Origin of the sequence: Flagellimonas marinaquae (genome assembly GCF_003992675.1) — a bacterium.
GTDB lineage: Bacteria > Bacteroidota > Bacteroidia > Flavobacteriales > Flavobacteriaceae > Flagellimonas > Flagellimonas marinaquae.
In genome coordinates this window covers 224,226-236,592 of the sequence record NZ_RZMZ01000004.1, presented here as the reverse complement: position 1 = coordinate 236,592, position 12,367 = coordinate 224,226, and the positions used below count along the sequence as shown (strand labels likewise).

At 43.7% G+C, this 12,367-nt stretch carries 12 protein-coding genes; 8 read left to right on the top strand and 4 right to left on the bottom strand.

All coding sequences use genetic code 11. From position 1 onward, the window contains the following. Positions 1–678 (bottom strand): ABC transporter ATP-binding protein, encoded by a 678-nt coding sequence (locus EO130_RS02310; protein WP_127139908.1) that lies wholly within the window; start codon positions 676–678, stop codon positions 1–3. Between the two features lie 42 nt (positions 679–720). On the opposite strand from EO130_RS02310, the gene EO130_RS02305 reads away from it, so the two are divergent. The 3 genes from EO130_RS02305 (at position 721) to EO130_RS02295 (ending at position 4,299) form a co-directional block, all read left to right on the top strand. Then, positions 721–1,422, top strand: coding sequence for an arylesterase (locus EO130_RS02305; RefSeq protein WP_127139907.1), 702 nt, complete (start codon positions 721–723; stop codon positions 1,420–1,422). 94 nt (positions 1,423–1,516) lie between these two features. Continuing rightward, a complete protein-coding gene (locus EO130_RS02300) occupies positions 1,517–2,878 on the top strand; it encodes a TolB family protein (RefSeq protein WP_127139906.1) in 1,362 nt (453 codons plus the stop codon). Positions 2,879–2,898: 20 nt separating this feature from the next. Continuing rightward, on the top strand, positions 2,899–4,299 hold the full coding sequence (locus tag EO130_RS02295; RefSeq protein WP_127139905.1) for a Gfo/Idh/MocA family protein: 1,401 nt from the start codon (positions 2,899–2,901) through the stop codon (positions 4,297–4,299). A gap of 90 nt (positions 4,300–4,389) precedes the next feature. On the opposite strand, the gene EO130_RS02290 is transcribed toward EO130_RS02295, so the two are convergent. After that, complete coding sequence (locus tag EO130_RS02290; protein WP_127139904.1) at positions 4,390–5,316, bottom strand: LysR family transcriptional regulator; 927 nt, start codon at positions 5,314–5,316, stop codon at positions 4,390–4,392. A 95-nt stretch (positions 5,317–5,411) separates the two neighbouring features. Here EO130_RS02290 and EO130_RS02285 point away from each other — a divergent pair, with 95 nt between their 5' ends. From EO130_RS02285 to EO130_RS02265, 5 genes are read left to right on the top strand one after another with little or no spacing between them, the layout of a single operon-like run. Then, positions 5,412–5,720 carry a hypothetical protein gene (locus tag EO130_RS02285; RefSeq protein ID WP_127139903.1) on the top strand — a complete coding sequence of 103 codons (309 nt, stop codon included), beginning with the start codon at positions 5,412–5,414 and terminating at the stop codon, positions 5,718–5,720. Between the two features lie 47 nt (positions 5,721–5,767). Continuing rightward, the gene (locus tag EO130_RS02280; RefSeq protein ID WP_127139902.1) at positions 5,768–5,962 is read left to right on the top strand and encodes a hypothetical protein; all 195 of its coding nucleotides are present in this window, start codon (positions 5,768–5,770) and stop codon (positions 5,960–5,962) included. Positions 5,963–5,987: 25 nt separating this feature from the next. Further along, positions 5,988–7,445 carry a proton-conducting transporter transmembrane domain-containing protein gene (locus tag EO130_RS02275; RefSeq protein WP_127139901.1) on the top strand — a complete coding sequence of 486 codons (1,458 nt, stop codon included), beginning with the start codon at positions 5,988–5,990 and terminating at the stop codon, positions 7,443–7,445. Beyond that, positions 7,442–9,820 (top strand): DUF2309 domain-containing protein, encoded by a 2,379-nt coding sequence (locus tag EO130_RS02270; RefSeq protein ID WP_127139900.1) that lies wholly within the window; start codon positions 7,442–7,444, stop codon positions 9,818–9,820. Before EO130_RS02275 ends, EO130_RS02270 begins: the two co-directional genes overlap by 4 nt. Positions 9,821–9,823: 3 nt before the next feature. Then, positions 9,824–10,678 carry a DUF6671 family protein gene (locus EO130_RS02265; RefSeq protein ID WP_127139899.1) on the top strand — a complete coding sequence of 285 codons (855 nt, stop codon included), beginning with the start codon at positions 9,824–9,826 and terminating at the stop codon, positions 10,676–10,678. A gap of 5 nt (positions 10,679–10,683) precedes the next feature. Here the strand turns inward: EO130_RS02265 and EO130_RS02260 are convergent, their stop codons facing one another. Further along, positions 10,684–11,625 (bottom strand): TerC family protein, encoded by a 942-nt coding sequence (locus EO130_RS02260; protein ID WP_127139898.1) that lies wholly within the window; start codon positions 11,623–11,625, stop codon positions 10,684–10,686. A gap of 264 nt (positions 11,626–11,889) precedes the next feature. Next, entirely contained in the window at positions 11,890–12,321 is a 432-nt protein-coding gene (locus EO130_RS02255; protein WP_127139897.1) for an RrF2 family transcriptional regulator, read from the bottom strand. Positions 12,322–12,367 lie beyond the last annotated feature (46 nt).

Sequence of the window (12,367 nt, the reverse complement as noted above, 5' to 3'; positions counted from 1 at the left end):
TTAACCTACGGTTTCCTCGATTTTGCCCGATCTTAGGCGAATACTTTTATCTGTTTTTTGGGCCAGTTCCAAATCATGCGTCACAATGACCAGTGCCGTACCTTGCTCCTTGTTAAGCTCGAAAAGAAGGTCCTCTATACGGGTCCCGGTATCATCATCAAGATTTCCGGTAGGTTCATCGGCGAATAGAATCGAGGGGCGGTTGGCGAAAGCACGGGCAAGGGCAACCCGTTGTTGTTCCCCTCCAGATAATTGGGACGGATAATGCGATTCCCTATCCGCTAGTCCAACCTTTGCCAAAAGTTCCTTGCCTTGTTCATACGCCTTTTTAACGCCACGTAGTTCCAAAGGGACAACAACATTCTCCAAGGCCGTCAAAGTGGGCAACAATTGAAAGTCCTGAAAAACAAATCCTACGTTTTGGTTTCTTAACAGCGCCCTTCCGTCTTCATCCAAATCGAACAAATTTGAACCACAGAGCCAAACTTCACCTTGGTCGGTGGTATCGAGTCCTGCACAAAGTCCCAATAAGGTGGTTTTACCGCTTCCCGAGGGGCCCACGATGGCAAAACTTTGACCCTCATCCACTTCAAAAGAAACATTATTGAGTACATTTAGGTCATGATCGCCGCTCCGATAGGTTTTAGAGAGGTTTTGAACTTTTAATATCTTTGACATACCATGTTTTTGGTTAAAACTCTCAAAATACTAAAATTGCCCATGACCAAGAAAATCCAAAGCTTCTGTAACCCGTTAATGTTTTGTTATTTTTTGATACTGCTCCTTTTGGGCTGTGGCGAAAAGACCTCGCAAAAAGAAAAACAGGAATCGACTCCGGATGAAGAAACCGCGGTTACCCAAGCAACGGATGCAGATAAAAAAATTCTCTTTTTCGGCGATAGCTTAACAGCAGGTTACGGCCTTGAGATGGGTGAAGCTTTCCCATCCGTAATTCAACAAAAAATTGATTCCCTAGGCTTGAACTACACCGTGATCAATGCGGGACTTAGTGGGGAGACCACTGCAAGCGGTAAAAATCGATTGGATTGGGTCTTGGAGGATGATATGGATATCGTGATTATTGAATTGGGCGCCAACGACGGGTTGAGAGGTATTCCACTCACGGAAACAGCTTCCAATCTTCAGGCCATGGTGGACCAAGTACAGAAAGAGCTGCCCAATGCCAAGATTGTTTTGGCCGGTATGAAGATTCCGCCCAACATGGGCCCGGAATACACAGCAGAGTTTGAGAATATTTTCCCAAAGTTGGCAGAGCGTGAACAAATAGCACTTATCCCCTTTTTATTGGAAGATGTTGCCGGTATTCCCGAGCTTAATCAGGCCGATGGCATACATCCAACCGAAAAAGGGCAAAAACTGGTTGCGGAAAACGTGTGGAAAGTGCTGAAGCCCATGCTTTGAAGACAAACCATTAAGGGCTACCCACAAAAACCCTTGGCCTGTCAATGAGCAAAGCCGTATATTTAGACCGCACACCAAAACTAAACAACCAAACATGAAGATTTTTCTGCATCTTCAAAGGCGCTTTGTGGGTAAATATCAGTGGATATTTTTAGGGTCCTGTTCGCTTTTGTTAACCATTTTGACCAGTCCGCCCCTAGCAGCGCAAGAGGCCAAAGATTCCTTGGAAATCATCAAATTATTGGAAAAAGAAGGACAAACCTGGCGCATGGGCGACAAAGGGGGACATGCAGACTGTTGGTTGGAAAGGCCTTATGGACGTATTATGGTTTCAACGGCAGATGGGAACACCTTTAATTTACCATCAAAAACCATGATAAGTCCACCTCCCGGTATGATGGGAAATGGTGGGTTTGCTTTTCACTCCAATTACCGTATGAAAATTGACGGCGATATGGCATGGGTGAACCATGACGAAGTTTCCGTGGACATCTATGGAAAAACTTCCTTGTCCCACGAAATACGACTTTTGGAAAGATGGAACAATACTTGGAAATTGGTGGGACAATCCATTCATTCCTACAGTCACAATACAGATGAAAAAATGGATACAACAAGCTACATACAGACCGTAGACATTGAAACCGGAAGCATAGAAACGGTATTGACCATCAACGACCATTTTGAAGCTCCAAATTGGCATCCGGATAATTATTTGATACTGAACAGTAAAGGAAGGTTGTATACTTTGGATATCAAGAGCAAACAACTTAAACCACTGGATACTGGTTTTGCTGATGAGTGCAACAATGACCATGGCATTTCACCCGATAACAAATGGCTCGCCATTAGCCATAACGATAGAACGGACCCTTCCACAAAATCCTACAAATCTGCCATATACGTCCTGCCCATAGGGGGCGGTACTCCTCGAAAAGTAACGACCAAAGTTCCTTCCTATTGGCATGGTTGGTCTCCAGACGGTAAACGACTGGCCTATTGTGCCGAGCGAAATGGAAACTATGACATCTACACTATAGCCGTTGAAGGAGGGAAAGAAAAACGATTGACCAGTGCGGAAGGGCTGGATGATGGCCCAGAATATTCCCCAGATGGCAAATACATCTATTACAATTCCTATAAATCAGGGCATATGCACCTCTGGAGAATGGACACCGACGGAAAAAATCAGGAGCAATTGACCTTTGATGAAAATTCAAATTGGTTCCCACACCCTAGCCCAGATGGTAAATGGATTGTATATATCGCCTATACTTCTGACCAAAAACAAGATCACTTATTTGGCAAACAAGTAAAATTAAGATTGATGAATTTGGAATCAAGAGAAATCAAAGACATTACGCCCGTATTCTTCGGTGGCCAAGGTACCATCAATGTGCCTTCGTGGAGTCCCGATAGCAAAAAAGTGGCATTTGTGAGCTATTCCATCAACTAAAATAAGAAACCAAAAAATACATGAAAAGCAACAATTCGAACAAAAGAAGAAAGTTTTTACGTCAAATTGGAGCCACTACCTTGGCCTCGGCAAGTACACCGTTCATTTCATTTGCAGCACAAGAGAGGGCCGAGGAACGCATCCTTCGCTATGAAAAAGGATTCACCAATAACGATACGGTGCGCATTGGAGTCATAGGATATGGTGTTCAGGGGCATTTTGATCTTTCCACCGCCCTTCGGGTTCCCGGGGTGGAGCTTGCGGGCATCTGTGACCTTTATGAGGGTAGATTGATTCGCGCCCAAGAAGAATTCGGAAAAGAGTTGTTTGTTACCCGAAGCTATAAGGATTTATTGGACCGTGATGATATCGACGCTGTACTCATCTGCACCACAGATGTTTGGCACGCGCAGATGACCTTGGATGCACTTGCCAAAGGAAAGCACGTTTATTTGGAAAAACCGATGGTACACAAAATTGAAGAGGGCTACCCCATTTTGAAAGCCGCGAAAAAATCGGGCAAGGTGGTCCAAATAGGTAGCCAACGGGTAAGTAGTGTGGGTTACGCAAAAGCCAAGGAGCTCTTGGCCGCTGGAGAAATTGGCGACTTGAATATGGTATCTGCGGCTTGGGACCGCCAAAGTTCCATTGGCGCATGGGAATACACCATTCCGGACGATGCCAGCGCAGAAACCACGGATTGGGAAACCTTTATCGAAATCACCGATAAAATGCCCTTTGATGCCAAAAAGTTCTTTTGGTGGAGGGCCTTTAAAGAATTTGGTACAGGTGTCGCTGGTGATTTGTACATCCATTTATTGAGCGGTACCCATTTTATGACCAACTCCAAGGGTCCCGAAGATATTTATAGTACAGGACAATTCAGTTATTGGAAGGATGGCAGGAATATGCCCGATGTAATGTCCGGCGTAATGCAATATCCCGATAGCGAAGAACACCCAGCTTTCCAATTGAACTTACGGGTAAACTTTATTAGCGGTACGGGAGGTCAGGAAATCATTCAACTTATCGGTTCGGAAGGCACCATTACCATCAATGGGGATGATATTACGGTGGGGTACAGCAAGATGCCCGAAGCCCCAGGCTTTGGAGGATATGATTCCGTTTTTACCTTCCCAGAAGAAATGCAAGAGCGAATGACCGCCGATTACAACGCCAAATGGACGGAGGCACAGCAAAAAAGACATCCAAAGGGCGATATTATCTACAAAGCACCTGAAGGCTATAGCTCGCATCTGGATCATTTCACCAACTTCTTTGATGCTATTCGCGATGGTAAACCCGTTGTGGAAGATGCAGAGTTTGGTTTTAGGGCGGCCGCTCCTGCCCTAGCGTGCAACACGAGCTATTTTGATAAAAAAATAATGCACTGGGATCCCAGAAATATGAAATTGGTATAGTCTAAATCTTTTCGCAACACATCATTATAATTCAATTGTATGATGAATTAAAAAAGCGCTTTACAAGTTGTATCGCGCTTTTTTTATGGTTTAACCAAAATCGGAAATCCAATCAAACTTCTCCTTTATGATGGATTCCTTTCGCTCCCTTAAATACTCCAAAAAGGCCACGGCCGCAGGAGAAAGGTTTTTGGATTGTAGCCAAATTAAATTCCAATTGGTGATTATGGGCAATCCCTTTACTGGTATAATTTTGAGGTCTTTGTTCCGCAAAGCATTCTTATTCCCGATCAAGGGCATAATGGAACAGCCCAATCCCGCAATGACCGCTTGTTTCACAGCTTCGTTGGAGGTAAGCTCCATGGTCTTGTTGACCTTAAAATTATTCTTCTCGATAAAGCCTTCCATGGCGTTGCGGGTAGCAGAGCCCGGTTCCCTGTAGATTAAAGGCGTACGTTCAAAAAGATGTTTTTTGGATGGCGACTTGGGCAACTCCCGATCGTAGTTGCTCAAATAAAACAACTTGTTGGGCATCAGTTCCACGCCGTCTACTTTCAATTTATCGGGTAGTACCGAAACCAGCGCAAAATCGACCTCATTCAACTCTAAACTGCGTACCACCTTTGTTTTATTGGTCACATCCATAATAAGGTCCACCCCTGTATGTTCCGCCATAAAGTCGGACATAAAATAGGGCATCACATACTTTCCTGTAGACACTACCGATATTTTGAGCCGGCCCGACAATTTTCCCTGATAAGCCATCGTCCGATAGTTGATCTCTTGTACCTGATTTAAAATTCTTTCGGCCGCTTGGGCGATTTCCTTTCCGAAATCAGTGATAAAAAGTCGTCTGCCCACCACTTCCGTAAGTGGTATCGGGAACTGATCTTGAAAATTTTTCAACTGTATGGACACTGCTGGCTGCGTTAGGTGCAACTCTTCTGAAGCCTTCGTAATACTCTGTAATTCAGTTATTTTCAAGAAAATCTGCAGTTGGTGCAAAGTGTAGTTCATAAAATATACTAATGTTTGTTATTATAAATATAAATAAAATTTAATGACATATTTCCCTAACCTTTGCAGCAATGAATAAATCTAAACCCACATCCATGGAAACAAAGCAACTATCAAAAGTGACCACTGAGCAAAAAACGATTCAGTTGGTAGACGGGACATTCACACCGAGCGAAGCCAACGACGTTATTTCCGCTTTGATCGATGAAAAAATCAATTTCCACAAAATCCAACGACTTAAAATTTACGAAGGCAATCACCACTGTAAGACCAATCTTTTGGACAGTCGTATTGTGGAATTGGAGGAAGAAAGAAGAATGGCCCGCATGATTATCAATCAGGCACGGTCCGAAGGTCGTAATGTTCAGATCAACGGGGTTTTGGAATTCAAATTCGTGGATTGATAGTACATCCATTCCTAATCCATCAACAAATGCTAAATCAAAACAACATGCAAAAATCAAAACATTTAGTTCCTGTGCTATTAGGTCTGCTCATCATGGTCATTATGATTGGGATGTCCTACTACAATCAATCGATATTCTTAGACCGTATCCTGCTTTGCAGCTTTATCATCGGTGTGGTGCTGTTGGCCAAAGTACGCAGTGGTGTTGAACGTGTAATCCCAGAAGAAAAAGATAAATAGCAATCGCCTAAAAAAGAACGCGAAAATGACTCAACTCACAACCATCATAAGGAAATCCTCAGAAAAATCAGTTTTGACCGGGGCTATCCCGGTTTTATTTTGGCTGGTTTTTATCGGTAACCTGATCTTTTCTCTTTTTCATTTCCCCAATATGCCCGAATGGAAATGGGGTGATTTATTTAAATTCAATGGTTTCTCCGCCTTACTATGGACCACGGTTTCGTTTTTTGGCGGTGTGATTACCACCTACGCGAGTTCCTACTTTAAGGACTCTGGACAACGTTCCAAGTTCATGCTCCTATGTTTGGGATTCACGGTTGCCGTAATGCTCTTTTTAGTGTCCGAACACATCGTTTTGCTCATGTTCAGCTGGCTTTTGATGGGCGCTGTGATGTCCAATTTGATAGGCTTGGACTCCCGATGGGGCGAAGCTAGGGAGGCGAAACGTTTTGCCCGTCAGTATTTTGTGATCGGCAGCGTTTTTTTGACCATAGGTCTAATCCTGCTAGCCTCCTATAACCATACCATCACCTTGAGCGGAGTAATCAACGGCATCGGTAAAACCCCAGACCATATTGTTGTGATTTCGGCCTTGTGTATCATCATTGCAGCATTGATTCAATCAGCCATCTTCCCTTTTCATAAATGGTTGCTGTCCTCAATGACCGCTCCAACGCCCGCCTCGGCCTTGATGCACGCAGGGTTCGTAAACGGTTCTGGTATCATACTGACGATGTTAGCGACCGTAATTGTGGCTTCCCACACCATGGATGTGCTTTTTATCATCGGTGGGCTCACAGCTATTTTGGCGCAGTTCACTAAACTTATACAAACCAATGTAAAACAGCGCTTGGCCTGTTCCACCATTGCACAAATGGGCTTTATGATCATGCAATGTGGACTTGGATTTTTCAATGCGGCAATTGCACACCTGATTCTGCACGGGTTCTACAAAGCGTATTTATTCCTGTCCTCGGGGGAGGAAATCGAGCGCTTGAATCCAAAACAGCCCCCGATCATTAAAATCAAATGGCTCGAAGCATTGATTGTACTGCTCTTCAGTTTGCTAGGGGCGTTTATTTTTGCCAGACTTACCGGAAAAGGTATGGAGTGGGACAGCGGAATCTTTCTCACCCTTATCGCATCCATAACGGTGGGACAGGCCACCTATAATATCGTAAAGCAGAAAACATTCACCGGATTACAAAAACTTTTGGTTCCCCCTTTTCTTTTTGTAGCGGGTATTGGTGCCTATGCGCTCTTTTACAATGGAGTATCCGTTTTTATGACAGGAATGGAAATCGTATCCGTTCCGTCTCCGGTAACTCCTTTACAGATAACTTTCGGTGTAGTGTTTTTAGCTGGCTTCTTTTTGATGAAACTAGGGGTGTACCGCCAGATACCATGGCTGTACGTAAAATTGATGAATATGTCCCAACCGTTTAAAAAGACCATTTTAACGTATAAAACCAAAACTCAATGAACCCGACCAACATCAACATACTCGTAGAAAAAGCCGCTGACCACATCGGCAGCACTTGGCCACTATATTCCTTTGTGACCTCCAATCCGTTGAGCGGTTACGAAAAATCACCTTTCCCAGAAGCGGTACAACGAGCCAAGGAAGTTTTGGGAACCTCGGTATACCCAAAGGCCTCGATATACAAAAAAGCGCTTGAAAATGGGGATATCAACGCTGCTGTGCTTCAAAATTTGTTGCACAAACACGGATACAAAAAACTTCCTGAGCACTACTTGACCTTGATGGAATCCCAGCAAACGGTAGAAGATGTAAATCAGCATTCCGATTTGGACAGGACGATGGTAAAGTGGTTATCCGCATTTATGGACGAAGGCTTGGCGGAGTGGGAAATGCCATTCAAATCATCCGGATTCTATTCCGCATGGCGAAAGCTGGTGCCTTATGATGAGCTTTTGGGGAAAATCGAAACGAACGATATTCCAAAAACCAGTCAGGAAGCATTGACCCTATTGAGCAATGGTTTATCAGAAAAACAAATTCTAGAAATCTTTACCCAACACTTGGCCGCACTACCGGGTTGGGTAGGTTATATCAAACTAAGGAACCAAAACAAAACGGCTTGGCAAAAACAATACCCCATTGACTTGCAACAATACCTAGCGGTACGATTATGGACGGCCAAGCAACTTGGGTTGGAATTGATCTCCCAAGGGAACAAAACTCAGCCTGACCCTGAGATGGCAGAGCTGCAATATCTTTGGCTCAAGGCTTGGGAAAAAAGCTGGCAGCTGGAATTGGTTCATACCCTTGGTAACACGCCCAAAGAAATTGAACTGAAGGAGAAAAAAACCACTGCTCCGGATGCGCAACTGGTATTTTGTATCGATACACGTTCGGAATTGATCCGCAGGCACGTGGAGTCCAAGGGATTTTATGAAACCTTTGGCTATGCAGGCTTTTTTGGTATTGCTATGGATTATGAAAACGCCCAAAACGGTATCACACAAAAATCCTGCCCCCCTATTTTGGATTCTAGCTACACTGTAAAAGAGGTTGCCCAGGCAAACAAGGAGGTAGAAAAGCAAAAATTGGATAGGAAAAATGAAGTTTCCCAATTTTGGAACTACTTCCTGAAACGAATGAAAAACATGTTGCCCTCGACCTTTGGTTTTGTGGAAGGCTCAGGCTTCTATTATGGACTTCATCTTATGGCGCGTACCATAAGTCCTGCATCGCTGTATCGCTTTTCCAGTAACAAAAAAACGTCCCATGAGTCAGTTTGCGACCCACAACTTCAAAGTGCACAAAACACAAATGATCTCAATGTATCCATAGCAGAGCAAGCGGCCATTGTTAAATCTGGATTTGACTTGATGGGATGGCAAAATTTTGCTCCCTTGGTTGTGTTTGTAGGCCACGGAAGCCATTCGGCGAACAATCCGTTTGGCTCAAGTTTGGATTGCGGAGCTTGTGCGGCCAGCCCTGGACGACACAATGCTAGAATGTTGGCCACTATGGCAAACAATACCGAGGTGAGAAAGCTCTTGGCCACTCAATTTGATATCAAAATTCCGGAGGCTACAGTATTCTTGGGTGCGGAGCACAATACCACTACGGATGAAATCGAACTGTTTGACAAACATATCCCATCATCCCATCAAAAGTTATTGGACAACCTAAAGTCAAATCTTGAAAAGGCTCAAATTACGGCGACCCAAGAACGGTTGGGAGCCTTGGGAAATAGTGTTTCGATGGCACAGGTAAATGCGAGCAATTGGGGTGAAACGCGTCCAGAATGGGGATTGGCCAAAAACGCAAGTTTTGTAATCGCACCAAGAAAAACTACCCAACATATTGATTTGGACGGTAGGTGTTTCTTACACTCCTATGACTGGAAGAGTGATACGGACGGTACTGCATTGGAGGCCATCATGCAAGGCCCAATGGTAGTGACCCAATGGATCAATAATCATTATTACTTTTCTACCGTGGATAACGAAAAGTTTGGCGCGGGCACCAAAACCACCCACAATATTACGGGCAAGTTCGGCGTAGTGCAAGGTAATGGAGGTGATTTGCAGACAGGACTGCCATGGGAGTCCCTCTACAATGCCGATAACCAGCCTTATCATTCTCCTTTGAGGCTTACCGTGGTGATTCAGGCTCCCAAGGAGCGGGTAAATGCCATACTTTCGAAGCACGAAGGGCTGCGTTCCTTGGTCGCAAATGAATGGATTTATCTCATTATCATGGACCCAGAAAAAGGTAAGAGCATCAATTGGCTAGACCAACAAGTATTGGAAATTAAAGAGGAGGAACAATTTATCAATGGTTTCTTAAAGAAAAACCTAAAGGAAGAATTGACCATAGCATAACGAATGAAAGCACCTGCCCAGGCAAATGATCTTTTTGCAGGGAGAACCGTGACCATAGCCACCATGCATGGCAAAGAGCGGGTTTTGGCACCCTTACTGGAAAAAGAGCTACACGTTCACTGTAAGGTAGTTGAAGGTTTGAACACGGATGCCTTTGGAAGCTTTTCAGGAGAGATTCAGCGAAAAGGTACTCCCATTGAAGCACTACGGGCGAAAACCAGAAAAGCAATTGAGTTGGTCAAGGGAAGTTTGGTGGTGGCCAGTGAAGGATCATTTGGCCCCCACCCTTCCTATTTTTTCATTCCGGGAAACGAGGAAATGGTGATGTTAACGGATACCGTACATAAGCTCGAAATTGTTGGCCGCCATTTGACCGAAAAAACGAATTATCAAAAGCGGGAAATCAAAGATTTGCGGGAATTTGAATCCTTTGCCAAACAAATTGGGGCTCCAGAGCATGGTATTATTCTCAAAACCATACACGGGCCGCAAAAGGTTTGGAAGGATTTTACCTCATTCGAAGATACCTCCAACATGGTGGAGCATCTACTCAAAAAAGAGAGGGTCTTAATGGCAGAAACCGATATGCGGGCCATGAACAATCCTACACGTATGAAGGCCATTGAGCAAGCCACCTTGGATTTGGTCAAAAACATCAAATTGTGCTGTCCAAAATGCAAAGCTCCAGGTTTTTCAATTCAAGGAGTGCAGCGGGGGTTGCCCTGTGAACATTGTGGCATGCCTACCAAATCCGTGAAAGCCCATGTACATTCTTGTCAAAAATGCGGCTTTACGGAAACGCGTTCAAACCAAAGGACATACGAAAATCCCCAATATTGCGATTATTGCAATCCTTGAATCAATCAAAGGGTCGTTTTTTCTTCCTTTTTGGATGCAAGAATACCCGTCAATAAAGCTACAGCGATAAAGCCCAAAGAAAACCATTCGGGAAAAGTGTAGTGGTGCGCCAATATCAATTTTATCCCAACAAAACTAAGTATGGCCACCAAACTATATTTGAGATAGTAGAATCTATCGATCATATGGGCCAAGAAAAAGTACATGGATCGTAGGCCCAAAATGGCAAATATATTGGAACTAAAGACCAAAAAAGGGTCTGAGGTAATGGCCAAAATTGCTGGAACACTATCCAAAGCAAACAGGATATCGGTAAACTCTATGACCACCAAAGCAATGAACAAGGGTGTTGCCGCAGTAATATGCCTTAATTTGATGAAAAACTTTTGACCTTGCATCTGCGAAGTGATAGGCATGATCTTGCGCAGGTTCCTGTACACAAAAGACTGTTTTGGATTGAATGGCTTTTCTTTGGAAAACAACATCCGTAGGGCCGTCAAAATTAAAAATGCCCCGAAAATATAGGTGGTAAAGCTGAATTTCTTAATAAGGGCCACACCGAAGAAAATCATCAATGCCCTAAAGACAATAGCCCCAAGGATACCCCAAAACAGGACCCTATGCTGATATTTTTGGGGGATTTGAAACGATGTAAAGATGACCGCTATCACAAAAATATTATCTATACTCAGTGATAACTCAATGAGGTAACCCGTGAGATATTTCAGACTGGCATCCATTGGAGCAAGCCTATCGACATTGTCCACTTTTCCCGTTCCATAAAGCCAGTAAATAACCCCTGTGAACAAAAGCGATAACGTCACCCACACAGCTGTCCAAAAAGACGCTTCCTTAACGCTGATGACGTGAGCCTTCTTATTGAATACACCAAGATCTAACGCTAAAAAAATGAGGATCCCCAAAAGGAACAGAATCCATACAATCATATATTCAAAGATTTAGGGTGCAAAATTAAGCAATGGAATTGTCGCTGGAGTCACCCGTAGGTTAAATTTTAAGTTTGTCAAAATACTAAGATTTTAACCAAAATCACGTTAATAAAAATCCAAATCTCTTGGTTAGCACCCAATGACCTACATCAGTTTTGTTTCTTGGTAAAAAGGCCAACCCAACCCCCCGCAATAATTGTTGTTCGAATAGACAGAATCCAAAGAAAAATATAGGCTTCAATGGTTTTCACACCACTTTGATCAAGATGGGAAAAATTCTTCAACATCGAGCTTTCCTTCGATAAGGTCGAGGATAGTGGTCTGTTCCAGCACCCTGATAAAATTGGATGTTGTGTTTCCCACATGTTTATGGAGTACGCAGGGATTGTCCATATCACAGCTGCGACTGCCCATAATACAGGAATGTACCCTCTTCTCACCATCGATGACGCGAACGATATCCATCAAGGTGCCTTTGCGGTCCTGCGCACTAAGATAAAAACCTCCCTTGGGTCCCCGTGTGGACGAAATGACCCCTTTTTTGGAAAGTTCCTGTAGCAGTTTGGCCAAATAAGCCTCAGGGACATGCACCGCCTCAAAAATATCCCTCACCATGATCTTATGGTCTTCATCGGAGTTGAGCGCCAAGTATAGCACTCCCTTTATGGCATATTTTGAAGAATTGGAAAGCATCGTTTTGAATATAAATCAAAGATTAAAAGATATTTTAATCCGATTT

Bases quoted from the DNA above. Each gene is read 5' to 3' on its own strand.
- EO130_RS02310 (WP_127139908.1), bottom strand. From the start codon at position 678: ATGTCAAAGATATTAAAAGTTCAAAACCTCTCTAAAACCTATCGGAGC.
- EO130_RS02305 (WP_127139907.1), top strand. From the start codon at position 721: ATGACCAAGAAAATCCAAAGCTTCTGTAACCCGTTAATGTTTTGTTAT.
- EO130_RS02300 (WP_127139906.1), top strand. From the start codon at position 1,517: ATGAAGATTTTTCTGCATCTTCAAAGGCGCTTTGTGGGTAAATATCAG.
- EO130_RS02295 (WP_127139905.1), top strand. From the start codon at position 2,899: ATGAAAAGCAACAATTCGAACAAAAGAAGAAAGTTTTTACGTCAAATT.
- EO130_RS02290 (WP_127139904.1), bottom strand. From the start codon at position 5,316: ATGAACTACACTTTGCACCAACTGCAGATTTTCTTGAAAATAACTGAA.
- EO130_RS02285 (WP_127139903.1), top strand. From the start codon at position 5,412: ATGGAAACAAAGCAACTATCAAAAGTGACCACTGAGCAAAAAACGATT.
- EO130_RS02280 (WP_127139902.1), top strand. From the start codon at position 5,768: ATGCAAAAATCAAAACATTTAGTTCCTGTGCTATTAGGTCTGCTCATC.
- EO130_RS02275 (WP_127139901.1), top strand. From the start codon at position 5,988: ATGACTCAACTCACAACCATCATAAGGAAATCCTCAGAAAAATCAGTT.
- EO130_RS02270 (WP_127139900.1), top strand. From the start codon at position 7,442: ATGAACCCGACCAACATCAACATACTCGTAGAAAAAGCCGCTGACCAC.
- EO130_RS02265 (WP_127139899.1), top strand. From the start codon at position 9,824: ATGAAAGCACCTGCCCAGGCAAATGATCTTTTTGCAGGGAGAACCGTG.
- EO130_RS02260 (WP_127139898.1), bottom strand. From the start codon at position 11,625: ATGATTGTATGGATTCTGTTCCTTTTGGGGATCCTCATTTTTTTAGCG.
- EO130_RS02255 (WP_127139897.1), bottom strand. From the start codon at position 12,321: ATGCTTTCCAATTCTTCAAAATATGCCATAAAGGGAGTGCTATACTTG.